At 43.3% G+C, this 23,740-nt stretch carries 20 protein-coding genes and 1 pseudogene; 19 read left to right on the top strand and 2 right to left on the bottom strand.

The features are described 5' to 3' along the window. The first annotated feature begins 1 nt into the window (after nucleotide 1). From rnz to H7T92_RS10465, 6 genes are all read left to right on the top strand, one after another. Nucleotides 2-931, top strand: a complete 930-nt coding sequence (gene rnz, locus H7T92_RS08310) for a ribonuclease Z (RefSeq protein WP_003011107.1) — start codon at nucleotides 2-4, stop codon at nucleotides 929-931. Between the two features lies 1 nt (nucleotide 932). Continuing rightward, entirely contained in the window at nucleotides 933-1,688 is a 756-nt protein-coding gene (locus H7T92_RS08305; RefSeq protein ID WP_201037513.1) for an SDR family NAD(P)-dependent oxidoreductase, read from the top strand. Between the two features lie 10 nt (nucleotides 1,689-1,698). Then, on the top strand, nucleotides 1,699-2,409 hold the full coding sequence (locus H7T92_RS08300) for a class I SAM-dependent methyltransferase (protein WP_021153521.1): 711 nt from the start codon (nucleotides 1,699-1,701) through the stop codon (nucleotides 2,407-2,409). A 1-nt stretch (nucleotide 2,410) separates the two neighbouring features. Further along, nucleotides 2,411-2,815: a GNAT family N-acetyltransferase gene (locus H7T92_RS08295; RefSeq protein ID WP_201037512.1), complete on the top strand. Its 405-nt coding sequence runs from the start codon at nucleotides 2,411-2,413 to the stop codon at nucleotides 2,813-2,815. Between the two features lie 240 nt (nucleotides 2,816-3,055). Next, nucleotides 3,056-4,447 carry a hypothetical protein gene (locus H7T92_RS08290; protein ID WP_201037511.1) on the top strand — a complete coding sequence of 464 codons (1,392 nt, stop codon included), beginning with the start codon at nucleotides 3,056-3,058 and terminating at the stop codon, nucleotides 4,445-4,447. A gap of 34 nt (nucleotides 4,448-4,481) precedes the next feature. After that, complete coding sequence (locus tag H7T92_RS10465; protein ID WP_260314294.1) at nucleotides 4,482-5,246, top strand: hypothetical protein; 765 nt, start codon at nucleotides 4,482-4,484, stop codon at nucleotides 5,244-5,246. Between the two features lie 55 nt (nucleotides 5,247-5,301). Here H7T92_RS10465 and H7T92_RS10375 read toward each other — a convergent pair whose 3' ends face one another. Next, nucleotides 5,302-9,492 (bottom strand): Spy0128 family protein, encoded by a 4,191-nt coding sequence (locus H7T92_RS10375; protein WP_201037509.1) that lies wholly within the window; start codon nucleotides 9,490-9,492, stop codon nucleotides 5,302-5,304. Between the two features lie 513 nt (nucleotides 9,493-10,005). On the opposite strand from H7T92_RS10375, the gene recJ reads away from it, so the two are divergent. From recJ to H7T92_RS08250, 5 genes are all read left to right on the top strand, one after another. Then, nucleotides 10,006-12,231, top strand: coding sequence for a single-stranded-DNA-specific exonuclease RecJ (gene recJ, locus H7T92_RS08270; protein WP_201037508.1), 2,226 nt, complete (start codon nucleotides 10,006-10,008; stop codon nucleotides 12,229-12,231). Then, nucleotides 12,228-12,821 carry a TipC family immunity protein gene (locus tag H7T92_RS08265; RefSeq protein ID WP_201037507.1) on the top strand — a complete coding sequence of 198 codons (594 nt, stop codon included), beginning with the start codon at nucleotides 12,228-12,230 and terminating at the stop codon, nucleotides 12,819-12,821. Before recJ ends, H7T92_RS08265 begins: the two co-directional genes overlap by 4 nt. Before the next feature lie 154 nt (nucleotides 12,822-12,975). Continuing rightward, nucleotides 12,976-13,488, top strand: a complete 513-nt coding sequence (locus H7T92_RS08260) for an adenine phosphoribosyltransferase (protein WP_003007878.1) — start codon at nucleotides 12,976-12,978, stop codon at nucleotides 13,486-13,488. Between the two features lie 101 nt (nucleotides 13,489-13,589). Further along, nucleotides 13,590-14,534, top strand: coding sequence for a homoserine O-acetyltransferase MetA (gene metA / locus H7T92_RS08255; protein WP_201037506.1), 945 nt, complete (start codon nucleotides 13,590-13,592; stop codon nucleotides 14,532-14,534). A gap of 9 nt (nucleotides 14,535-14,543) precedes the next feature. After that, nucleotides 14,544-15,227: a DnaD domain-containing protein gene (locus H7T92_RS08250; protein WP_049483308.1), complete on the top strand. Its 684-nt coding sequence runs from the start codon at nucleotides 14,544-14,546 to the stop codon at nucleotides 15,225-15,227. 318 nt (nucleotides 15,228-15,545) lie between these two features. On the opposite strand, the gene add is transcribed toward H7T92_RS08250, so the two are convergent. Beyond that, nucleotides 15,546-16,565, bottom strand: coding sequence for an adenosine deaminase (add, locus tag H7T92_RS08245; protein ID WP_049472316.1), 1,020 nt, complete (start codon nucleotides 16,563-16,565; stop codon nucleotides 15,546-15,548). Between the two features lie 136 nt (nucleotides 16,566-16,701). Between add and yghU the strand changes: the two genes are divergently transcribed. From yghU to H7T92_RS08205, 8 genes and pseudogenes are all read left to right on the top strand, one after another. Further along, complete coding sequence (gene yghU / locus H7T92_RS08240) at nucleotides 16,702-17,490, top strand: glutathione-dependent disulfide-bond oxidoreductase (RefSeq protein WP_049472313.1); 789 nt, start codon at nucleotides 16,702-16,704, stop codon at nucleotides 17,488-17,490. Nucleotides 17,491-17,760: 270 nt separating this feature from the next. Further along, the gene (locus H7T92_RS08235; RefSeq protein ID WP_049472311.1) at nucleotides 17,761-18,450 is read left to right on the top strand and encodes a tRNA (adenine(22)-N(1))-methyltransferase; all 690 of its coding nucleotides are present in this window, start codon (nucleotides 17,761-17,763) and stop codon (nucleotides 18,448-18,450) included. Beyond that, nucleotides 18,437-19,234, top strand: a complete 798-nt coding sequence (locus tag H7T92_RS08230) for a Nif3-like dinuclear metal center hexameric protein (protein WP_049472310.1) — start codon at nucleotides 18,437-18,439, stop codon at nucleotides 19,232-19,234. Before H7T92_RS08235 ends, H7T92_RS08230 begins: the two co-directional genes overlap by 14 nt. A gap of 6 nt (nucleotides 19,235-19,240) precedes the next feature. Beyond that, nucleotides 19,241-20,332 (top strand): NAD(P)/FAD-dependent oxidoreductase, encoded by a 1,092-nt coding sequence (locus tag H7T92_RS08225; protein ID WP_375788570.1) that lies wholly within the window; start codon nucleotides 19,241-19,243, stop codon nucleotides 20,330-20,332. 252 nt (nucleotides 20,333-20,584) lie between these two features. Next, nucleotides 20,585-21,411, top strand: a pseudogene (locus tag H7T92_RS08220) (ZIP family metal transporter). 118 nt (nucleotides 21,412-21,529) lie between these two features. After that, entirely contained in the window at nucleotides 21,530-21,964 is a 435-nt protein-coding gene (locus H7T92_RS08215; protein ID WP_049472464.1) for a hypothetical protein, read from the top strand. 144 nt (nucleotides 21,965-22,108) lie between these two features. Continuing rightward, on the top strand, nucleotides 22,109-22,978 hold the full coding sequence (rfbA, locus tag H7T92_RS08210) for a glucose-1-phosphate thymidylyltransferase RfbA (RefSeq protein ID WP_003002772.1): 870 nt from the start codon (nucleotides 22,109-22,111) through the stop codon (nucleotides 22,976-22,978). Then, nucleotides 22,978-23,571: a dTDP-4-dehydrorhamnose 3,5-epimerase family protein gene (locus tag H7T92_RS08205; RefSeq protein ID WP_049472463.1), complete on the top strand. Its 594-nt coding sequence runs from the start codon at nucleotides 22,978-22,980 to the stop codon at nucleotides 23,569-23,571. Before rfbA ends, H7T92_RS08205 begins: the two co-directional genes overlap by 1 nt. Nucleotides 23,572-23,740: the final 169 nt, after the last annotated feature.

Genomic DNA, 23,740 nt, shown 5'->3' with positions numbered 1-23,740 from the left:
AATGGACATTCAATTTTTAGGAACGGGAGCTGGGCAACCCTCAAAAGCCCGTAATGTATCGAGCCTAGCGCTCAAATTGCTGGACGAGATCAATGAAGTCTGGCTCTTTGATTGTGGCGAAGCGACACAGAATCAAATTTTAGAAACGACTATTCGTCCGCGAAAGGTTAGCAAGATCTTTATTACTCACCTACACGGAGATCATATTTTTGGTTTGCCAGGTTTCCTCTCTAGTCGGGCCTTTCAGGCCAATGAAGAGCAGACGGATCTGGATATCTATGGACCAGTAGGGATCAAATCCTTTGTGATGACTAGTCTTCGCGTATCAGGCTCTCGTCTGCCTTACCGCATCCATTTTCATGAATTCGATGAACATTCTCTGGGTAAGATTTTAGAAACTGATAAATTCACGGTTTACGCGGAAGCTTTGGACCACACCATTTTCTGTGTCGGTTATCGGATCATGCAGAAGGACCTCGAAGGAACACTCGACGCAGATAAGCTCAAGGCAGCGGGCGTTCCATTTGGACCGCTCTTTGGTCAGGTTAAAAATGGACAAGATGTCACCCTGGAAGATGGCACCAAGATCATTGCTGCTGATTATATTTCAGCTCCTCGACCTGGTAAGATTATCACGATCCTTGGAGATACCAGAAAGACGGATGCCAGTGTCCGCCTTGGAGTCAATGCAGATGTCCTCGTCCATGAGTCCACCTATGGTAAGGGCGATGAGAAGATTGCTAAGAAACACGGTCACTCGACCAATATGCAGGCAGCAGAAGTAGCGCGTGAAGCTGGAGCGAAGCGCCTTCTTCTCAACCACATCAGTGCTCGCTTCTTATCAAAAGACATCAGCCAATTGCGCAAGGATGCATCCAGCATTTTTGAAAATGTCTATGTCGTCAAAGATTTGGAAGAAGTGGAGATCTAAGATGCGAACCATTCTCATAACAGGAGCAAGTGGAGGCTTGGCCCAAGAAATGGTCAAGCTCCTCCCTGAAGATCGGCTGATTCTTCTAGGTAGAAATCAAGAAAACCTAGAAAAACTCTATGCCAGTCATCCTCAAGCTGAATGCATCGGGATCGATATCACAGATTCATCAGCTGTCCAAGATTTGGTAGAAGAGCTCTATCAGCGCTACGGGCAGATCGATATCTTGGTCAACAATGCAGGCTATGGGATCTTTGAAGAGTTTGACCAGATTACCAATGAGCAAATTCATGCTATGTTTGAAGTCAATACCTTTGCCCTCATGCAGCTCTCACGCTTGATGGGTGTGCACATGAAGGCGGCAGGAAAGGGGCACATCGTCAACATCGTCAGCATGGCGGGTCTCGTCGCAACTGCCAAATCCAGCCTTTATTCGGCTACTAAGTTTGCAGCCATTGGCTTCTCCAATGCCCTGCGCTTGGAACTCATGCCCTTTGGTGTCCATGTGACGACGGTTAATCCAGGCCCCATCCGGACCACTTTCTTTGACCAGGCAGACCCAGACGGAAGCTATGTCAAGGCTGTGGACCGCTACATTTTGGAACCAGACTTTGTGGCTAAGAAGATTGTGAAGAACTTTGGAAAAGCAAAACGCGAGCTCAATTTGCCTTGGCTCTTGAACCTAACTCACAAGCTCTATACCCTTTTCCCACGCATCTCAGACAAGCTAGCCAGCAAGATGTTCAATTTCAAATAGGAGGAGATCGATGGCCGTGAATATTCAAGCCTATTTAGAAAACCTCCAGCAACCCTGGGGACAGATCTATTATGATATCCTTTTTGAACAATTACAGGACATCAAGGGAAAACGGGTGCTTGATTTCGGGAGTGGTTTTGGCCTTGTAGCCAACCATCTAGCGCAAGAAAATCAAGTCCTAGCTGTGGAGCCTAATGAGGAAATGGTGGCCTTGCGGGTCCAGGACCATCCCTACCAGCAACTCGTCGGGAGTCTGGACCAGTTAGCAAGTCTTGAAGATGCCAGTTTTGATGTCATCCTCTGTCACAATGTCTTGGAGTATGTAGAGGATCGCAAGGTGGTTCTCAAGGCATTCACTCGTCTCTTGAAACCAGGAGGCCTGCTCTCTATCGTCAAGCACAATGAGGTTGGCCGCGTCCTGCAGACCGTCGTCTTTGAAAATGATACTCAGAAGGCGCTTGATCTCTTAGCCGGTCAAGACTTGGAAACCCACTCCATGGGCTTGGCACAGGCCTATGATCTAGATAGAGCAGTAGACGATCTAGCCCTCGAAGTTCAGGACTACCAAGGGATCCGTGTCTTTTATGCCTTGCAGGACAATCGCTTCAAGGGCCAAGAAGGCTGGCGAGAGTCTATGCTCAAGATGGAGCTATCTGTTTGCCAAGAGTCCCCTTACCGAGATATCGCCTTCTTCCAGCACTATCGGTTAAAAAGGAGTTAAGATGTTAGATTATAAAAAAGAAATTCCAGCGATGACAGACCTACTCGCACTCTACACCTCGGTGGGTTGGACCAATTATACCAACAACCCATCTATGCTGGAACAAGCTGTCAAAGCTAGTCTCTGGCAGTTGGCCGTCTATGATGAGAAAGAGCTCGTCGCCTACATTCGCTTGGTAGGTGATGGCCACTCGGTTATTTTTGTGCAGGACCTTTTGGTAAGACCAGATCACCAGCGCCAAGGCATTGGAAAGAAACTCTTAAAAGAGGCTTTAGCGACCTTCCCAAATGTCTATCAACGGCTCCTTGCCACTGAACGTAGCGAGAAAAATCTAGCCTTTTACCAATCCCTGGGCTTTGTTGAACTTTCAGAGCAAGCCTGTACAGGGATGATCTATATGAAATAAAGAGAGTGGGACAGAAATCGGTAATTCGTTAGAATTCGATTTCGTCGTCCCACCTCCGCACAGTTGAGTAGGGCTGTAAAAGCTGATGAAATCAGCGTAGTAGAGCCCACTCAACCACTGCGTCTTGCTCGACAATCCAAAAACAATTGAGAGGCTAGGACTTTTGTCCCAGCCTTATCTATTTGACTGACAAAAGGGGGGATTGATGGTAAAATGAGGAAGAGATTAGGAGGAGATGGAATGAAGAAGGTTTTTAAATCAATCAAGTTTTGGATATTTGTATTACTCGTTACCTTGGCAGGAGGCTGGTTCATCCGGTATGAAATTCATAAGCGTGATATATCACAATTTGTAACTTGGAAACCTCGTCCAAACATAGTTGACTCCCAATTTATTGCAGGTGGGAAAGCAGTAGCCATTCAATGGGATAATAAAGAGGAAGTGGATGAGGCGCTGGAAGCATATTCGTATAATTCAAAAGTTAAAGTAGAATGGTTTATAAATGGTGGAAATAGTGAACGGTACATTGCACAAGAAAGTTACAAATTAAAATCTGACCCACGTCTCTATTTTCAATATTATATTCGTGGTAATCAAGTTCCTTACCTAACTACAAATAAAGCACAAAAGGGAGAGTACTGGCTCATTGATGTCTATGATACCAAGGACAAGCGCTTAGTGAAGAAAACATATGATGTTTTTAAGATAGTACGAGATATGGATAAGAATTATATCCCCTTATCTGTTAAAGTTTCTTCTATGTTGTTGGATACAGATGATGGAGAAACATACATTCCGATTGATATTCTTGTCGATAAGAAAGACAAATATATTGTAAAACCTGGAAATATCTATGTACAAACAGAGTATCAATCTCGTATAGGGTTAATGAATGTTAAGGATGGAAAGTTCGCTTGGAAAACCTCATCAGGCAAAGGTTATGAACAAGTTCAAAAAGAAAATCGAGAAAGCGACAAAGACTTACATCCATTTGAATACAATTTTGAAGGAGGACAATTGCAGCTCCAACATTCACGTTTGTTATTTACAGATCGTAGTGATTATACTAAGGACATCCCATTGAAAACACTCTATCCGAAAGTATATTCTATTTTAAGCAAAGGGAATAATCCAACTACTGTAAAATGGGGTGAAGAATCGACAAAAGGGGAGAATGCCTATCTATACTTTCTCGGACCAGAAGATCTCAACTTTGATATTTCATTTTTGGAACTGCTTTATAAAGTTCCAGAGCAGCGTTCAGGTGGATGGTATGATGTCCTACAGTATCATAAGATACCAGCAGAGCTTTCAAAAGATGGTCAAGAACATCTTGCGAATAATAAAAAAGAATTTTTCCAATATTTTAAAAAGGAATTAAATCAAAGTAAGGATACTACAGAGTTCTCATTGCTGAGACGCTTGTATGAAGTACAGAACTACGTGGTCTCTAGAGATTTTGGTCAGTCCTTCGCTAATCTGACCATACCAGCTGAGTATACTAAAGATGGGAAGGTTCATGTCGTTCAAAATGATGAAGAATTCTTCAAATATATGGATTTAGAGAAAATTCCTAATAAAAAGATGAAAGAAGATATTAAAAAAATGTTCCCATATGATGTAAATAATTAATCGATTAGGTCGGATTTAACAAGGAGGTCAGGCTATGAAGCTCAACTATTTCAAACTATTCGCAGGAATTCCACTTATTCTATGTTGCCTGTTTCTTTCCAGTTGTAAGATCATGAAACCGAGTGATTATAAAAAGGCGAAGGAAGTAGTCAGCAGTGAGCTTGCTAAGGTTGGTCTGCATGGGGATGTGACCATAAACAAACTGGATTGGACTGCTTTGGAAATCCCAACTTATCATGTGTCTTATACCTACTCTGAGAAAACCTATGATGGACAAACAGTGACATTAGAAACGGATACGGTGTTTCATAATGATTGGACAGATACAACTAGTGACCATCTTCCAGAGTATAAGGAAGCGTACTTGAAGCAGCAATCTGTCCAAAAGAAGGAGAAGAAAATTGAGGGACAATTAAAGAAGCAATCTCTAGGTCTTCATATTAGTTTCTTTGGTTTTTTATCTAACTCCAACCGTGATGAGAAGGAGCAAATTCTAGATAGTATCGCAAGTCAAAATCTCAAAGAAGGGAAAAAGGACTTTGCTGGTTACTATCAAATCCCTTTTCAGACCTTAATCGATCAAGAGTTAATCCGTATGACTATTTATATAAAGGATGGTGTATCCGTTAAGGAACAAGACTTAAAAGCAGCAGCCAAAAAATTAGACGCTAGCAAACTACCGGATGGTGCCTATGATTTCTACTATTCCAAAGGCAGTTACGCCGATTCCATTAGTTACTCATTCAAGGTTAAAGATGGGAAAGTTGTTTTTTATGAAGATCAAAATATTCAGAATTGAGTAACCGAATACAAGAAAAAGATCTAGTCGTGTTTGACTAGATCTTTCATGTTGCTTAGAAGTCTTCCTTCTTCTTAAGTGTCATAGAAGCAATAGCTGTAGCGACGAATGTCAAACCAGTTACAAGAAGTCCTAAATGATCTTCCGTTCCTGTTGAAGGAAGGGATCGTTTACTTTCTTTAGGCTTGTCACTAGATTTAGGAGTTTCACTAGATTTAGGTTTGTCACTAGGCTTAGGCTTATCTCCATTTGGTGATGGATTTTTAGGTTTGCTATTACTTGGTGTTGGTATATTTGGAATATCAATTGATGGTGAAGGTGGAAGAAGTTTATTTACCACATTTCCTTTATCAACGACAAGGTTTGTAGCTGAAGTAAAGTCGCTTGTAGTAACTTTGATGGATGTATCTGAAAGTTGGTAACCATTAGGAGCAGAGAGCTCTTTGATCACGTAATTTTTCGCTTCAAATCCAACAAAGCTTGCAAGTCCATCTTGACCAGAAATTGCTTGCGCTTGGCCTTGTCCATAAGGATTTGCAACAGGTGTCACACCATCTGCTTCAAAGAGTCCAAATACTGCACCAGCTAGGTAATCACCCTTTTCATCCACTTTACGAACCCTAAGGGTATAAAGTTTCAATTCAGGATTATTCACTGTTGGTGGAGTTGGTGGGATAACCTTGTTGATAAAGGTTTTCTTATCTCCATAAGCAACGACTGCTTGGATAGCATTTGATGCTTCATCCTTTGTGACGGTAACTGTGACATCCACTTGACCTTCATCATATTGGATGTTTGCCTGATCAGCTGGAACGACTTCTTTAATGGTATATTTATGAGTACCAATCATCGCTTCCGTGTAGGCGATTGCATCAAATGTCACTGTACCATCTGCAGCATTTTGTTTTGTCTGAAGAACAGTACCATTTTCGTCCAAGAGGTTAAAGCTAAATTCACCACCTTGAAGGTCACGACCTTCTAAAATCTTGCTTGTGGTAATTTGTTTTTCACTTGGAGTTGGAGGTGTCGGAGGTGTATACGTGTTGGTAAAAGTAGGAGTATCTTTCTTACCGTCGTATTGCACATCCGCATTCAATTGTCCATTTGCATCCTTAGTGACAGTCACTGTTACAGTATGAACAGATTCATCATAAGTGATTGCTGATTCTGGTGTAGCTGGTTTTTGTTCAGTAATTGTGTAGGTGAACGTACCAGCTTCATTAAAGCTTACTGGATTGAAGAGAATATCGCCATTCTCACCATTTGTCTTGGTATCAATGAGCGTACCAGCTTGATCCTTGAGAAGGAAAGTAAACTCATTTGCTTTCAACGTACGGTCGCTCGAACCATTGATCGCCAATACTTTTTTAGCCTTGAATTGAGCTGTCGTTGGTTTCACTGTTGGAGGAACAGGAGTTGGAGGTGTATACGTGTTAGTAAAAGTAGGAGTATCCTTTTTACCGTCGTATTGCACATCCGCATTCAATTGTCCATTTTCGTCTTTTGTAACAGTCACTGTTACAGTATGAACAGATTCATCATAAGTAATTGCTGATTCCGGTGTAGCTGGTTTTTGTTCAACAATTGTGTAGGTGAACGTACCAGCTTCATTAAAGCTTACTGGATTGAAGAGAATATCCCCATTCTCACCATTTGTCTTGGTATCAACGAGCGTACCAGCTTGATCCTTGAGAAGGAAAGTAAACTCATTTGCTTTCAATGTACGATCACTCGAACCATTGATCGCCAATACTTTTTTAGCCTTGAATTGAGCTGTCGTTGGTTTCACTGTTGGAGGAACAGGCGCTGGAGGTGTTTTCGTATTTGTAAACGTATCTCCTTTTTCAGTATCCCCACCTGAGTAAGTCACAGTAGCGACGAGTTTGTCGTTTACTTTCTTCACTTCAACGGTAGCAGTGATGGTTTGTGTGCTATAGTTGATAGAAGCATCCGTACCTTTATTTTCGGTAATGGTATAAGTATGTGTTCCTTCTGCAGTATAAGAAAGTTCCTTAAAGGTTACAGTACCATTTGCTTTGTTTTTAGCAGTTTCAAGGGTATTGTCTCCTTCTTTCAAGACAAATTCAAATTGATCGTCTGTCAACGGTAAGTTTGTTTCACCTTCTTTAAGAAGCTTTTTAACTTGAAGGCTAGCTGTTACACTTTCTGTTTTAGGAGCTTCTTTTTTGTTCGTGAACGTATCTGTGGCATTTTCACCATCAGAGTAAGTGACTTGTTCTACAACCAAAGCGTTGTCTTTTTCAACCACTACAACAGTAGCTGTGATGGTTTTATCACTGTAAGTAATGGTCTTGTCACTACCTTTTGTTTCAGTGATGGTATATTTGAATGTACCAGCATGGTCTACAGTGATGTTATCAAAAGTAATTGAACCATCTTTTTTGTTCTTGGTTGTGCCAACAACTTTATCGTTTGAATCTTTTGCAACAAACTCAAAGTCATCACCCTTAAGTTCGCCACCTTCAAATGCTTTTTTAAGGTTTAAGGTCACTTTAGCATTTGAAACTTTTGGTTTGTTTTGAGTATTGGTGATCGTATTTTTTTGTTCACCATCTCCACCTGAGTAAGTGACAGTAGCGACGAGTTTGTCGTTTTCTTTTTTCACATCGACAGTAGCCGTGATGCTTTGTGTACTATAGTTGATAGTAGCATCCGTACCCTTGTTTTCAGTGATAGTGTATGTATAGCTACCTTCCTTATTGAAGGTTAGAGACTTGAAGTTGACAGTGCCATCTGCTTTATTTTTAGCAGTTTCAACTACCGTATTATTTTCATCTTTCAAGACAAACTCAAATTGACCTTCTGTGATTGGAACTTGTTTATGTTCTTGATCACCGGCTACTTCGAAAGCTTTTTTAACAACAAGATTTGCAGTAGTTTCAGTTACTTTTGGTTTGTTTGAAGTGTTTACAACTTTAATAACATTCGACTCATTGATTGGTTCAACTTTTGAAGTATAACCATCAGGTGTATTCGTTTCTTCTACTGAATAAACAATCGGTTGTCCATCTTTAATCCCTGGTAATTTAGAAAATTCTGCAGTCCAACCTGAAGCCTTTGTCAAGGTCTTAGTCATACCGTCTAATTTTTTACCATCAGCTAATAATTGAACTGTGATATCTTTACGGTCAGCTTCTTCATCACCAACCCATTCTTTTTGAACAGTTATAGTTTTATCACCGGATACCCAGAAGTTTAATTCTGTGTTATTCCAGAATGCTGGGTCTTTTAATGGTGTTTTGATTTCATCAGCTGTTAACGTAGCATTGTTGTCAACGCGAACGGTTGTCTTAGGAATTAATGTTTGGTATTCAACGATCAATTCATCGCTTGATGCTGTTTTAAAGACATCACTGACATCTGATAAATTCACGGTAAATCCATTGCCGTCCGCATCGAATTTCACATGTTTCCAGAAGTCCCAACCAGAAGCTACCACTTGTCCACCTTTTCTCAAAGTGAAGGATGGTTTCAAGTAAGTTCCTACAAAGAATTCACTTGCAGCGTGGTTTGCAGCAGGAGCAAAAGTGATTTTTGAGTAATCTACAGCTGGAGCTTGGATTTTATCTGACACAACAGGGTTTGTGATGGCTTGTTTCTTACCATCTCCGTTGATACGAATGAACCAAGTAGTGAGATAATAGTCATCTCCAACATTCATCCATGCATAGTTTTCAGATGCGTCTAATTTGAATTGTTTAGAAACATAATCACCTGTACGATTATATTTATTTAAGATTGCTTCGAAAACTCCTGGCCCATCAGGACGTGTGATGACGACTGATTCTGAACCAACTTTTGAGGTAGCCGTTTTATTTCCAGGATTTCCCGGAGTGTTATCCCATTCTGCTTTGTATGAGAAACCACCCTTAACGTTTTGGTTCATGGATTCGATGGCTTTTTTAAAAGTAAAAGTAATCTTTTTGTTTGTCATCGAAATGGTTGCGACTTCAGCTCCATTTGCTTGGAGTGATTGAGTTGCAACTTCAGTGATATTGACACCTTCTGGAGCATCAATGGTAAACGTATCACCTTCTTTAACTGATTTACCAGTTAAATCCCAGTCAAATGAAAAGATAACTTTTTGTCCACTTGCCTGAGCCTTTAAATTGGTGACGGTTGGTGAAACAGTAGCCGCGCTAACAGGTTTGATCACAGACAAGCCTAAGGCTACCACGGCGATGATAGCTACAAATGCAACTATCTTTTTATATAGAAATTTCAATTGGCCTCATTTCCTTTCTTTTGCATAAATTTCGTAAAGTTTTTCTATATAGTGATATCTCCTAAAACTGAAAAACTCCTGATCTTTGCTCCATACAATCAGTTGCTTTATTTGAACATGTATTTAGAGAAGAAGGACCTTACCTCTATTGAGAAAATATGGGGGCATACCTCAATATCCTATCTTTAGTCTGTCCATACTAGAGGATTGGTTGGACCTGAAACAAACTTTCTAAAAACAATGATTCGATAGAAAAACGGAAGAAATTTACGCTTCATAATATAAAATGATAATAAGCAGTGCAAACTTAACAGAATAATCATCCCATTGCATATTTAAAAGATTATTATCAACATTATTATATTCTTTTAGTGTGATAAGTCAAGTTAAATGCAACAAAAATAAGGCAAAATGTTGATTTTGGTTTTTGTATAAGTCGACCTTTTATTTCCCGCCATTTTAGCCTTTCATGTTATAATATTCAGATAAGAAAAAGAGGAGACCAAAAGCTAGATGATCACTTCAAAATACGATTGGCAGTTAGCTTCGCCAAGTGCAGATGAGGCTTTTTTAGCCCTTGCCAAAAAAGCGGGCCTGGAAGCATCCGTAGCAACCTTGCTGTATGAGCGTGGCATTCAAACCAAAGAGGATTTAGAAGACTTTTTAGAACCCAAGTTGGAGAAGCTACATGACCCTTATTTGCTCCATGATATGGACAAGGCAGTGGAGCGCATCCGACGGGCCATCGAAGATTATGAGCAGATCCTCATCTACGGAGACTATGATGCGGACGGGATGACCTCAGCCTCCATTATGAAGGAAACCTTGGAGCAGATGGGTGCAGAGGTGCAAGTCTACCTACCCAACCGCTTCACAGACGGCTACGGTCCCAATGAGAGTGTCTACAAATACTTTATCGAGCAGCAAGGCATTTCCCTGATTGTCACGGTGGACAATGGGGTCGCGGGCAATCAAGCAATTGCCATGGCCCAAGCGATGGGAGTTGATGTTATCGTGACCGACCACCACTCTATGCCAGAGGTTTTACCGGATGCTTATGCGATCATCCATCCGGAGCATCCTGATGCGGATTATCCCTTCCATTATCTAGCAGGATGTGGTGTGGCCTTTAAGTTGGCCTGTGCCCTCCTAGAGGAAGTACCAGTCGATCTCTTAGACCTGGTAGCAATTGGGACCATTGCTGACATGGTGAGCCTGACAGATGAGAATCGGATTCTGGTCAAATACGGTCTGGGTGTTCTCCAACATACCCAGCGCATGGGCTTGCAGGAGCTCTTGGAGATCGCAGGGATTCGTCCGGAGGATGTCAATGAAGAAACAGTTGGTTTTCAGATTGCTCCTCGTCTCAATGCCCTTGGACGCCTCGATGACCCTAATCCAGCTATCGAACTACTGACTGGTTTTGACGATGAAGAGGCACACGAGATTGCCCTCATGATTCATCAAAAGAATGAAGAACGAAAAGAGATCGTCCAAGCTATCTATGACGAAGCCAAAACCATGGTCGATCCAAGCTTATCCGCCCAGGTCTTAGCCAAGGAAGGCTGGAATCCAGGGGTCCTTGGTATTGTCGCCGGCCGTCTATTAGAAGAGCTTCATCAGCCAGTTGTTGTTTTAAGTATTGAAGATAGGCGGGCTAAAGGAAGCGCTCGGAGTCCTGAGTCGGTCAATATCTTTGAGGCCCTCGATCCTCACCGGTCGCTCTTTGTCGCCTTTGGAGGACATGCCGGTGCAGCAGGAATGACGCTGGAGGTGGACCAACTTCCTGCCCTGTCTCAGGCTCTTACGGATTACATTGCAGAGCAAGAGATTGATCTCAGCAGCAAGTCCACCCTAGCCATCGACGAGGAACTGCATCTAACAGAACTAACGCTTGAGACCTTGAAAAGCTTTGATCGCTTGAGTCCATTTGGCATGGACAATAAAAAGCCCGTCTTTCTAGTCCGTAATTTCAAGGTAGAAGGGGCACGCTCGATGGGAGCTGGCAATACCCACTTGAAACTCAAAATTTCTCAAGAAGATGCGACCTTTGAGGTGGTTGCCTTTGGCTTGGGAAGCTTAGAGTCAGAGTTTGCGCAAGCGCAAGACCTAGAGCTAGCTGTGCAGTTGTCGGTCAACCAATGGAATGGTCAAACGACCCTCCAGCTCATGCTGGTTGATGCGCGTGTGGATGGTGTGCAGCTCTTTAATATCCGCTCTAAAAATGCCAGCCTCCCCGCAGGTGTTCCCATTCTTGATTTTACTAAAGAACTGCCAGATTTGACAGGGACATCCGCGGTTGTAGTTGGAAATATCCCTGAGGATTTAGAACAACTACGGCAAATCTTCCAAGAGCATGATTTCCAGGCTGTCTATTTCAAAAATGAGATCGCCAAAGCCTACTATCTGACAGGATATGGTAGCAGGGACCAATATGCCAAGCTCTATAAGACCATCTACCAGTACCCAGAGTTCGATGTCCGCTACAAACTCAAAGACCTAGCGGCCTATCTCAAGATCCAGCAGATCCTCTTGGTCAAAATGATTCAGATCTTTCAAGAGTTGGGCTTCGTGACCATTGAAAATGGCATCATGAAGGTCAATAAAGAAGCAGAAAAACGCGAAATCGCAGAAAGTAGCATCTACCAAAATCTCAAACAAACCGTTAAAGAACAGGAATTGATGGCCCTTGGAACGGTTCGCGAAATCTACGACTACCTGACAGGACAGGACTCATGAAAAAACACCTAAAAAAATTCCTCTGGCTCAGTCCCTTCCTGCTTTTTGGACTTTATTGGGTAGGAATCTACCTGAGCCTCAAAAACCCTATGGAGGAGATTAACTACTCTGAAAATGGTGGATTGATGCGCTATGTGATGTTTAAGCCATTTACAGAAACGATCGGAAGTGATCGCATCTGGAAGGAAGATGAAGGATTTCAAATGTATCCCTATTCAGATAAAATCGTTGGGGGACAAGAAGACCTGTCCGTCATGATGTTTCGAAACAGTTCGGAATGGGTTTATAGGTATAAATATCAGTTAAAAGAAAATGTATCGGTTCGTATGATGTTCAAATACAATTCTAAAAAAAGAGCATTGATTCAAGAAGAAGTCTATCTTTATGCGGATGATCAAGAAGTAGAGGGTAGTGATTTTCTAAAGAAACTTGCCGCCTATGGCAAAGACCGTGCTTGGTTGAAAAAGCAAAGTAAGAAGGTAGCTGAACAATATATTCTTGGTACTTGGTTCAAGAATGGAAGCTCCCGTTACTCTTGGAAAAACTTAGGGGATATGAAAATCAAGTACAATAAAGTATTAGATGAATAGTAAGCATGTTTCCAATCCCACATCATTTTTCGGATGTGGGATTTTTGCTTTTGACGCGGGAGCTTGGGAAAATGATTTGGCAAAAAATGATGCAAGTTAGTGGAATTCATGATATAATGGAATGTAAAAAATTTTTTATGAAAGAAAGTTAACCATGAATTTAAAAGATTACATTGCAAGCATTGAAAACTATCCACAAGAAGGTATTACCTTCCGTGATATCAGCCCTTTGATGGCAGATGGCAATGCTTATAGTTATGCGATTCGTGAAATCGTTCAATACGCAACGGATAAGAAAATTGACATGATCGTTGGTCCTGAAGCGCGTGGGTTCATCGTTGGATGTCCGGTCGCTTTTGAGTTGGGAATTGGATTTGCGCCTGTTCGTAAGCCTGGTAAATTGCCACGTGAAGTCATCTCTGCTGACTACGAAAAAGAATACGGTGTGGATACCCTCTGCATGCACGCAGATGCCATCAAACCAGGTCAACGCGTCCTCATCGTTGATGACCTCTTGGCGACTGGTGGTACGGTGAAAGCAACCATCGAAATGATCGAAAAACTCGGTGGGGTCGTTGCAGGCTGTGCCTTCTTGATCGAGTTGGATGAATTGAAAGGTCGCGAAGCGATCGGTGATTACGACTACAAAGTCTTGATGCATTACTAATATAGTCTAATACTATAACTGGCTACAGAAAAACCATAATTGAAAACTATAAGCTCCTATCATATAATGTTAGTTAAGAACTTGTAAGATGGGAGCTTTTTATGCCAATTACTCTAGATAAAAAATTACCAGCAGTCGATATCCTTCGTTCAGAAAATATTTTTGTCATGGATGATGTTCGGGCGACTCACCAGGATATTCGGCCGATGAATGTTCTCATTCTTAATCTGATGCCGACCAAGGTTGCGACAGAAACCCAGCTCTTACGGCTCCTTGCCAACACGCCCTTGCAGATCAATGTTGATTTCCTCTACATGGCGAGCCATGAATCCAAGAATACGGCGGCTGAGCATTTGGAGAGCTTCTACAAGACCTTTGAGGATATCAAGAATAATTACTATGACGGCTTGATTGTGACAGGAGCGCCTGTCGAAAAGATGGACTTTGAGGAAGTAGACTACTGGGAAGAATTGACCCAGGTCTTTGAATGGTCCAAGCGGCATGTCTTTTCTACCTTGCACCTTTGTTGGGGAGCCCAGGCTGGACTGTACCACCGTTACGGGATTCAAAAAGTAGAACTCTGTGACAAGCTATCGGGTATCTATGACCAAGCAGTGGTGCGTCCCGATAGTCTGCTCATGAGAGGCTTTGACGATCGCTTCCTTGCCCCTCATTCTCGTTATACAGATATTCCTTTGAAGGAAGTCCTTGAAAAGAGCAATCTTCAAGTGATCGCTCAGGGAAATGAAGTTGGGCTTTCCATCATTGCCAGTCCAGACATGCGTGAGGTCTATAGCTTTGGCCATCTGGAGTATGATCGCGATACGCTGGCAAAAGAATACCACCGAGATGTCAAGGCGGGCTTGGATCCGGACGTTCCCAAGAATTATTTTGATGGGGATGACGCTAATACAGAGCCTCGCATTCGTTGGAATCTAGCTGCGACGACTTTCTTTAGTAATTGGATCAACTATGCGGTTTATCAAGAAACACCTTACCGCTTGGAAGAATTGGAAAAAGATATTTCATTTTATGGTTACCTATAAAGGGGAATTATGACATATTCACAAGCATTTAAGTATGGCAACTTGGTTCTTCCAAGTGCCTTGCTTTTTCATTATCATGAATTGTTTGACCAAGCAGATGACTACTTGGTTTGGCAGTTTTTCTTCCTTCAAAATACGACTGGTCAAGAGGCCTTGACTCCTAATCAGATTGCTAGTCATCTAGGAAAAACGGTGACAGAAGTCAATCGGATTATGTCCAATTTGACCACCAAGGGACTCCTTCAGTACCGGACCATTGAGCTCAATGGCGAGATTGAAGCCATCTTTGATGCGACCATTGCCCTGGAGCGCTTGGATGAGATTTTAGAAGCCCAGACACAAGGGAAGACACAGAGCGCGCCTGCTAAGGGAAATGTCATCAAGGACTTGGTGGAAACCTTCCAACAAGAACTGGGACGACTCTTGACGCCTTTTGAGATTGAAGACTTGACCAAGACTGTGCGCGAGGATCAGACAGATCCAGATGTGATCAAGGCAGCCTTACGAGAAGCCGTCTTTAACGGTAAGCCTCACTGGAAATATATCCAAGCTATTTTACGCAACTGGCGCAGTGAAGGCATCAACAGCCTGGCCCAAGTAGAGGCGAAACTACAAGAACGCGAGCAAGCCAACCCACGCAATGTGACCGTTTCAGACGATTTCTTGAAGGCCATGGATTTGTGGAAGGATTAAAAAAACTAGCACTTATTTGAGTGCTAGCTGCAGATGGAAGGTTAAGTCTTCCTAGAAACTTTTTTTATGTGAGTACGGACGTCAGCGAACTTCGAAGAAGTTCCATGACTTAGTTTTGAACCTAAGGTTTCAAAACTCCCGAGTGCCTGAAACAATAGTGTTTCAGGCACTTTTCTCACGGCGGAAAGTTTTTAGTTTATACTTGAATAGTTTTAAAAATAAGACATTATTTTTACTGAAACAAATAGGTTCTTAATTGAAAAAATAATTTTTAACCATACAAAAAGCTAGCAGTCATATATTGCTAGCATTTTTCGTTTATAGATAGTCCGCGTAAGCTTTTTCTAGTTTGGTAAGGAGTTCTTGTTTTTCCTCCTCACTAGCAAAGGAAGCCTGGATGGCATGGACATTGTGCTGGTAAAAGTCAGTTTCCTTGGTTTGGAAATGCTGATGATAGAGGGCGTATTCCTTGGTGAGGTCGGTATCAGATACAGTCCGATTATCGGTATTGATACTGATTCGAGCACCTGCTTCCTTCATTTTCAAATAAGGAAAATCCTCTAAAGTCGGCGCTGCTTTTGTCTGTAAGTTGCTGGTCAAGCAGAGTTCACCAGTGACCCCATTTTCAATAAAGGATTGGAGTAAGGCTGGTTCATGAGATAGAGCCGTCACGTGCCCATTGCGTTTGATGCCAAATGCAATCGATTGGGCAACAAAGTGTGGGCAATGACACTCACCTGCATGAAGCGTCATAGGCCGATGGTAACTCTTGACTTGCTCGATTAAAGTTCGAATATCTTCTGGAGAGTAGTTGTGCTCATCTCCGGCAAAGTCAAAACCAACAAAATCCTGATCACTAACTTGGTTGGCTTCTGCAAGAATGCGAGAGGTGACCTCTTGATCGGACTGGCGCATGCCACAGACCAAGGCTTTTGCAACAATGCCAAATTCCTCCTGGGCTTGGCGTAGACCATCGCAGACAGCATCGATGGTTTCTGGAACGGTGAGGCCTTGGTCCATGGACAATTCTGGTGCGAAGCGGACTTCGATGTAGACGACATTTTCAAGAGCAGCTTGCTTGGCCACATCGTAAGCAGCAAGCGTCAAGGCTTCTTTGGTTTGAAGAAGGGGCCGAATGTAGTCAAAGGCCTCCAAATAGTCCAAAAGATTCTCACAGTGGGCAGGCGCAGTGACATGGTGCTTGAGCTCCTCATCGCTAGCAGGTAGGTCAATATTGGCCATAGCTGCCAGCTGGCGAATGGTCGGAAGAGACAAGGAACCATCTAAGTGGCAGTGCAATTCTGTCTTTGCCAAACTATGAAAGTCGATCGTGGACATGGTTTTCTCCTTAAAATTGTATTTTTTCTATACTATCATTTTGACAAAAAAAGTCAAGTAGCCTTCGCGTAGCAGATCTTTGAAAGGGAGCCCGATATTTGATATGCTAGGAGTAGCGAAATAAAGGAGAAGAAAGATGTCAGACTATCAATTACCAGAAGTATGGAAAGCACCGAGCCAAATGGGAGGAGCCTGGGGTGGCTTGAACCAACCAACAGCAGGTGCCCGCTTTGAACAAACTCTTCCAAAAGGGGATCAACCTTTCCAACTCTATACCCTTCCAACACCCAATGGGATCAAGGCCACCATTATGCTGGAGGAATTGAAAGAGCTGGGAGTGGATGCAGGCTATGACGCTTATCGGATCAAGATTGGTGAGGGAGATCAGTTTGGTAGTGACTTTGTAGCCATCAACCCAAACTCGAAAATTCCAGCCATGTTGGATCAATCAGGCGATCAAGCCATTCGTGTCTTTGAATCGGCCAATATCCTCCTGTATCTAGCAGAGAAATTTGGCAAATTAATCCCTACTGATCTGGCTAAACGGACAGAAGTGCTCAACTGGCTCTTCTGGCAGACGGGGGCTGCACCTTTCCTAGGGGGAGGCTTTGGTCATTTCTTCCACTATGCACCTGAGAAAATCGAGTATGCCATCAATCGCTTTGCCATGGAAGCCAAACGCCAATTGGACCTACTGGACAAGGAATTGGCTACCAAACCTTATATTGCAGGAGATGACTATACCATTGCAGATATTGCCATCTGGTCTTGGTATGGCCGTCTCGCCCAAGACAAGGTCTGGGACCGAGCAGGAATTTTCCTAAATGTAAAGGAATACAAGCATTTGCAAGCTTGGACAGAGAAAATTGCCAATCGCCCAGCCGTGCAACGTGGCTTGGAAGTAGAATATAAGGAAATTGACTAAAGTCTAATATCGGCTTGTTGAGGATGATAGCGAGAGTTTCCGCCGTGAGTATAGCACATGAAACGTATAAGTTTCATGTGCCCGGAAGTTTTGAGACATTAGACTCAAAACTTAGTCATGGAACTTTGAAGAAGTTCGCTGACGTCCGGACTCACCTAAGGAAAGTCTAAAGTAATACCTTTCCATAATAGACAAGGCGCCGTTGCGCCTTTTTTTAATGGTGCAAACATGGTATACTATAGGATGGAATAAAAGTATAGAAAGAAGCACATGGAATTTACAAAATTATCAAATCGCTTGAATCTGGTGGCCAGTTTCGTCCCAGCTGGAGCGCGTCTGTTGGACGTGGGGAGTGATCATGCTTATCTCCCAATCGCCCTCTTACAAGAAGGCAAGATTGAGGCTGCCATTGCTGGGGAAGTGGTAGAGGGGCCTTATCAGTCTGCCCTCCAAAATGTCGTCGATAATGGTTTAGAGGACAAGATTGAAGTCCGTCTGGCCAATGGCTTGGCTGCCTTTGAACCAGCAGACGGCATTTCCTGTATCACCATTGCTGGCATGGGCGGACGCTTGATTGCAGATATCTTAGCGGCAGGTCTTGAGAAATTAGCCAATGTCTCTCGCTTGGTTCTGCAGCCCAATAATCGAGAGGATGAACTGCGGGCTTGGTTAGTCGACCATGATTTCCACATTGTTGATGAAGCTATCTTGGAAGAAAATGAGAAGTTTTATGAGATCCTTGTGGTGGAACACGGTTCTCAAGAGTTGACAGCCAAGGAACTACGCTTTGGTCCCCATTTGATGCGGGAACAAGCTCCAGCCTTTGTCCAAAAGTGGTCCAAGGAAGTGGAGAAATTAGCCTTCGCCTTGGAGCAGGTCCCAGTTGAGAATCAATCTGCCAGAGCATCGTTAGAAGAGCGCATCGCTCACATCAAGGAGGTTCTACATGTTAGCAAGTGAAGTCATCAAACGCTATGAATCCTATTGTCCTCAGGAATTGTCTATGGAGGGAGATGTCCGTGGCCTACAAGTCGGCACGCTACAAAAAGACATCAAGAAGGTCATGGTAGCCCTAGATATTCGGGAGCAGACGGTGGCAGAAGCAATCGCTCATGGGGTGGACTTGATCATCGTCAAGCACGCGCCTATTTTCCGTCCCATCAAGGATTTGGTAGCTGATCGGGCCCAAAATCAGATCTATATCGATTTGATCAAGCATGATATCGCAGTCTACGTCAGCCATACTAATATTGACATTGTCCCAGATGGTCTCAACGATTGGTTTTGCCAGCTCTTGGAAATTGAAGATACAGAGCCCCTCAGTATGACAGGGGAAGGACTTGGAATCGGCCGGATCGGTCGGGTAGCTACACAAACCTTTGGACAGTTGACTAGCAAGGTTAAAGAAACCTTTGGCTTAGATGCTTTGCGCATAGTCAGTTATGATCAGGCGGATTTGGATCGGGTTATCAAGCATGTCGCAATCTGTGGAGGAAGTGGCCAGTCCTTTTACAAGGATGCTCTCGCCAAGGGAGCAGATGTTTATATCACAGGAGATATCTACTACCACACGGCTCAGGACATGCTGAGCGATGGCCTCTTGGCCTTAGATCCCGGGCACCATATCGAGGTTCTCTTTGTGTCAAAACTAGTAGAAAAGCTCAATCAGTGGAAGGCTGAGGAAGCCTGGGAGATTGAAGTGATTGGCAGTCAAGCCAGCACCAATCCTTTTTACCATATCTAAGGGGTCATGATGAAAGTTGCGATTATTGGTGCAGGGATCGTGGGATCCACTGCAGCCTATTATTTATCCAAAGAAGCACAAGTGGATGTGACTGTCTATGACCATGGAGTCGGCCAAGCAACCAAGGCGGCGGCAGGCATTATTAGCCCTTGGTTTTCTAAACGGCGTAATAAGGCTTGGTATCGCCTGGCTCGTCTGGGGGCTGATTTCTACCAAGAATTGGTAGAAGACCTGGCCAAGGACGGAATTCATACAGATTTTTACCAGCAGACCGGCGTCTATCTCCTCAAGAAAAAGGAAGAAAAATTAGACGAACTCTATCAGTTGGCGCTGAGTCGTCGGGAAGAATCTCCCTTGATCGGAGACTTAGCGATTTTAAACAAAGAAGAAGTGTGCCAACAATTCCCAGGTCTACAAGGCTTTGAACAGCTCCTTTATGCCTCAGGTGGGGCCCATGTAGAGGGAGCCCTTCTAACGGAAACTCTCCTTGAAGCCAGTGGCGCAAGACTGATTAAGGAAGAGGTTGCTTTGGCTATTACAGAGGATGGTTTTCAGATAGCAGGAGAAAGCTATGACAAAGTCATCTTGGCAACAGGAGCCTGGTTGGGTCAAATGCTCGAGCCACTTGGCTACCAAGTTGATGTCCGGCCTCAAAAAGGACAGTTGAGGGATTATCAGCTAGACCGAGATATTGCTGATTATCCAGTGGTCATGCCGGAAGGAGAGCTGGATATCATTCCCTTTCAGAAGGGCAAGATCAGTATGGGAGCCACTCATGAGAATGAGATGGGCTTTGACCTGACGGTGGATCAGGCTTTGCTGAATCAGATGGAAACAGAAGCCTTGGCCTACTATCCAGAACTCGCTCAAGCAGAAGTTATCGGGGAGCGCGTGGGAACCCGTGCCTACACCAGTGACTTTTCACCATTTTGGGGAGCTGTTCCTGATCAAGTAGGCCTCTATGTCGCCAGTGGACTTGGTTCGTCTGGCCTCACAACTGGTCCCCTCATTGGGTGGCACCTATCCCAACTCGTGGTAGGAGGAAACCTGCGCTTAGATCCAGCAGATTATCCAGTTGAACAATATGTGAAGAAGTAGGCTGGGACAAAAGTCCTAGCCTCTCAATTGTCTTTGGATTGTCGAGCAAGACGCAGTGGTTGAGTGGGCTCTACTACGCTGATTTCATCAGCTTTTACAGCCCTACTCAACTTTGCGGAGGTGGGACGACGAAATCGAATTCTAACGAATTACCGATTTCTGTCCCACTCTCTTTTTTTCGAAAGACCTTCCGTAATTTGGCTAAAAATAGTAGAATAGAAGAAGTGAATCATCGAGAAAATGGGAGTTGTTATGAATTGGTTTCAATCGCAATCCGTGGTCTTACAGGCCTTTCTCGCAGGATTGTTTACATGGGGCTGTACCATTGTCGGGTCAGCCATCGTTTTTTTCTTTAAGCATATCAGTCGTAAGTTACTGGACATCATGATGGGCTTTGCGGCAGGGGTCATGATTGCGGCGTCACTTTGGTCCCTCTTGCAACCGTCGATTTAGTATGTGGAAAACTCTCCTATGGGAGCTTGGCTTGGTTGCCAGCGGCTATCGGTTTTTTAGCTGGAGGTTTTTTCCTCCGTTTGATCGACGCCATCGTCCCTCTCCTTCATATGACGAAGGAGATTGATGAGGCTGAGAGTATCCATACGCCGCGGGAGAAGAAGTTGTCTAAAACAATCCTCCTTTTTCTCGCCATTACCATCCACAATTTCCCAGAAGGCTTAGCGGTTGGGGTGGCCTTTGGAGCTCTGGCTAGCAATCCAAGTCCAGAAGCCTTTATCGGGGCGGTTGGCCTGGCCATTGGGATTGGCTTGCAAAATATCCCAGAAGGGGCTGCTCTTTCAATCCCAATCCGGACGGATGGAAAATCCCGTCTCAATGCCTTTTATTGGGGATCTATGTCAGCCATCGTCGAGCCCATCGGAGCCCTTCTAGGAGCAGTGGCCGTCTTATCCATGACGGCTATCTTGCCTTATGCTCTCTCTTTTGCGGCAGGCGCTATGATCTTCGTGGTGGTTGAAGAGTTGATCCCAGATTCCCAGACTAACGGCAACACAGATGTTGCGACCCTGGGTCTCATGGTTGGCTTTGTCATTATGATGATCCTAGACGTCGCTTTGGGATAAGGAACTGAAAAGGAGAGCATCAGGACAAGCTCTCTTTTTGATTGCTGTTATTGTCTTTGAGAAAAAAGATAGTCAGATACAGCTCAAAGGGTTCTTCATTAGTCAGGAGTATTATCTTATGGTAAAAATCAAGTTTATAAAGAAAAGCAAAAGGATGATGAGTGTCATCGCTTTGGCTCTCCTTATGGTAGTTGGGATCTTTTTGTTTCATATGAACAAAAAAATGGAAGAGAAGCGACGCAATAGAGAGTATGAAGTCAGCTTTGTAAAGACCTTGAAGCATTCTTACAAGGGAATTGAGGAAATTGAGATTAAAAACCCATCCTATAGCTCCATTACTTCAGACGCATGGGGAGCTGATGTCAAAATTACATTTGTTGATGGGACTACAAAGCAACACGAATTAGCCTATGATAAAGATGTTCATAAAATGAAGATAGGGGTCTATCATAATGAAGATGAGGAATTTCAGAGCTTTATGGATTCTAGGAAAGGCACGACCAAATCTGAAGTAAAGGTAAGGTTTTCAGACGGCTCAGTCAAGGAGCAGTAATCTATTTGAATCATGAGTAAGACCAATGCTAACAATTCTACAACACTCATCTCCTGTCATCACCTTGTAACACAAATGCAAGGTGACTTTTTTATATAAACATGATAAAATAAGGGTAATGACTACGTAGAAAGGCCTAACATTATGAAAGGTATTATTTTAGCAGGGGGCTCAGGAACTCGTTTGTATCCATTGACACGTGCGGCTTCTAAACAATTGATGCCCATTTATGACAAACCAATGATCTACTATCCGCTGTCAACGCTTATGTTGGCTGGGATCAAAGATATCCTGATCATCTCGACGCCTCAAGACCTACCTCGTTTTGAAGAGCTTCTTGGAGATGGTTCTGAACTTGGTATTTCCCTCTCTTATGCAGAGCAGCCAAGTCCAGATGGCTTGGCGCAAGCCTTCATCATAGGAGAAGACTTTATCGGTGACGATCATGTTGCCCTCATCCTTGGGGACAATATCTTCCACGGAAACGGCTTAACCAAGATGTTGCAACGGGCAGAAGCGAAGGAAAAAGGAGCGACTGTCTTTGGTTACCAAGTCAAAGATCCGGAACGCTTTGGTGTGGTAGAGTTTGACGCGGATATGAATGCCATCTCTATCGAAGAAAAACCAGAACATCCAAAATCCAACTTTGCAGTGACTGGACTTTACTTCTATGACAATGATGTGGTAGAGATTGCCAAAAACATCAAACCAAGTCCTCGTGGCGAGCTTGAAATCACAGATGTCAACAAGGCTTATTTGGAGCGTGGAGATCTCTCTGTTGAGCTCATGGGCCGTGGTTTTGCCTGGTTGGATACAGGAACTCACGAAAGTCTCTTGCAAGCATCTCAATATATCGAAACTGTTCAACGCTTGCAAAATGTCCAAGTGGCTAACCTTGAGGAAATTGCCTATCGCATGGGTTATATCACCAAAGAACAAGTCCATGAATTAGCGCAATCACTGAAGAAAAACGAATACGGACAATATTTGCTCCGTTTGATTGGAGAAGCTTAATGACGGAACAATTTTTTGATAAAGAATTAGCAGCACGCAAAATTGAAGCCATCCCAGGCTTGATGGAGTTTGATATTCCTGTGCGTGGGGACAACCGTGGTTGGTTTAAAGAAAACTTCCAAAAAGAAAAAATGCTTCCTCTTGGCTTCCCTGAAAGCTTCTTTGCGGAAGGCAAGTTGCAAAACAATATTTCATTCTCTCGTAAAAATGTTTTGCGTGGCTTGCATGCAGAGCCTTGGGACAAGTACATCTCTGTAGCAGATGAAGGCAAGGTTCTTGGAACTTGGGTAGACCTTCGTGAAGGCGATAGCTTTGGGAACACCTACCAAACTGTGATCGATGCTTCAAAAGGCATCTTCGTCCCTCGTGGTGTAGCCAATGGGTTCCAAGTTTTGACAGATAAAGTTGCTTATACATACTTAGTCAATGATTACTGGGCATTGGAACTCAAACCAAAATATGCTTTTGTCAACTACGCAGACCCAAGCCTAGACATCCAATGGGAAAACTTGGCAGAAGCAGAAGTCTCAGAAGCAGACAAGAACCACCCACTGCTCAAAGACGTCAAACCCCTAAAAGCAGAAGATTTGTAAGAATAGCTCTTTAAACAATCAAAGAAAGCATTCTATAGTTTTTAGCTTTGCTATAAACGAGCGAAGCGAGTTATATACTTAGCTTTCCGCCGTGAGAAAAGCACCTGAACTATTTTTGTTTCAGGTGCTCGGAAGTTTTGAGACATTAGGCTCAAAACTAATTGAACAC

Source organism: Streptococcus parasanguinis, from assembly GCF_016648855.1.
In the GTDB taxonomy this organism is placed as follows: domain Bacteria; phylum Bacillota; class Bacilli; order Lactobacillales; family Streptococcaceae; genus Streptococcus; species Streptococcus parasanguinis_L.
The sequence above is the reverse complement of the archived record's forward strand: the minus strand, read 5'-3'. Positions and strand labels throughout refer to the sequence as shown.

Excerpts from the sequence above, each read along its gene's own strand:
- recJ (WP_201037508.1), top strand. The coding sequence starts at position 10,006 with ATGATCACTTCAAAATACGATTGGCAGTTAGCTTCGCCAAGTGCAGAT.
- add (WP_049472316.1), bottom strand. The coding sequence starts at position 16,565 with ATGTCCACGATCGACTTTCATAGTTTGGCAAAGACAGAATTGCACTGC.
- H7T92_RS08205 (WP_049472463.1), top strand. The coding sequence starts at position 22,978 with ATGACGGAACAATTTTTTGATAAAGAATTAGCAGCACGCAAAATTGAA.
- H7T92_RS08265 (WP_201037507.1), top strand. The coding sequence starts at position 12,228 with ATGAAAAAACACCTAAAAAAATTCCTCTGGCTCAGTCCCTTCCTGCTT.
- H7T92_RS08260 (WP_003007878.1), top strand. The coding sequence starts at position 12,976 with ATGAATTTAAAAGATTACATTGCAAGCATTGAAAACTATCCACAAGAA.
- H7T92_RS08300 (WP_021153521.1), top strand. The coding sequence starts at position 1,699 with ATGGCCGTGAATATTCAAGCCTATTTAGAAAACCTCCAGCAACCCTGG.
- metA (WP_201037506.1), top strand. The coding sequence starts at position 13,590 with ATGCCAATTACTCTAGATAAAAAATTACCAGCAGTCGATATCCTTCGT.
- H7T92_RS08250 (WP_049483308.1), top strand. The coding sequence starts at position 14,544 with ATGACATATTCACAAGCATTTAAGTATGGCAACTTGGTTCTTCCAAGT.
- H7T92_RS08290 (WP_201037511.1), top strand. The coding sequence starts at position 3,056 with ATGAAGAAGGTTTTTAAATCAATCAAGTTTTGGATATTTGTATTACTC.
- H7T92_RS08295 (WP_201037512.1), top strand. The coding sequence starts at position 2,411 with ATGTTAGATTATAAAAAAGAAATTCCAGCGATGACAGACCTACTCGCA.
- H7T92_RS08305 (WP_201037513.1), top strand. The coding sequence starts at position 933 with ATGCGAACCATTCTCATAACAGGAGCAAGTGGAGGCTTGGCCCAAGAA.
- H7T92_RS08215 (WP_049472464.1), top strand. The coding sequence starts at position 21,530 with ATGGTAAAAATCAAGTTTATAAAGAAAAGCAAAAGGATGATGAGTGTC.
- yghU (WP_049472313.1), top strand. The coding sequence starts at position 16,702 with ATGTCAGACTATCAATTACCAGAAGTATGGAAAGCACCGAGCCAAATG.
- rnz (WP_003011107.1), top strand. The coding sequence starts at position 2 with ATGGACATTCAATTTTTAGGAACGGGAGCTGGGCAACCCTCAAAAGCC.
- H7T92_RS08225 (WP_375788570.1), top strand. The coding sequence starts at position 19,241 with ATGATGAAAGTTGCGATTATTGGTGCAGGGATCGTGGGATCCACTGCA.
- H7T92_RS08230 (WP_049472310.1), top strand. The coding sequence starts at position 18,437 with ATGTTAGCAAGTGAAGTCATCAAACGCTATGAATCCTATTGTCCTCAG.
- H7T92_RS08235 (WP_049472311.1), top strand. The coding sequence starts at position 17,761 with ATGGAATTTACAAAATTATCAAATCGCTTGAATCTGGTGGCCAGTTTC.
- H7T92_RS10465 (WP_260314294.1), top strand. The coding sequence starts at position 4,482 with ATGAAGCTCAACTATTTCAAACTATTCGCAGGAATTCCACTTATTCTA.
- rfbA (WP_003002772.1), top strand. The coding sequence starts at position 22,109 with ATGAAAGGTATTATTTTAGCAGGGGGCTCAGGAACTCGTTTGTATCCA.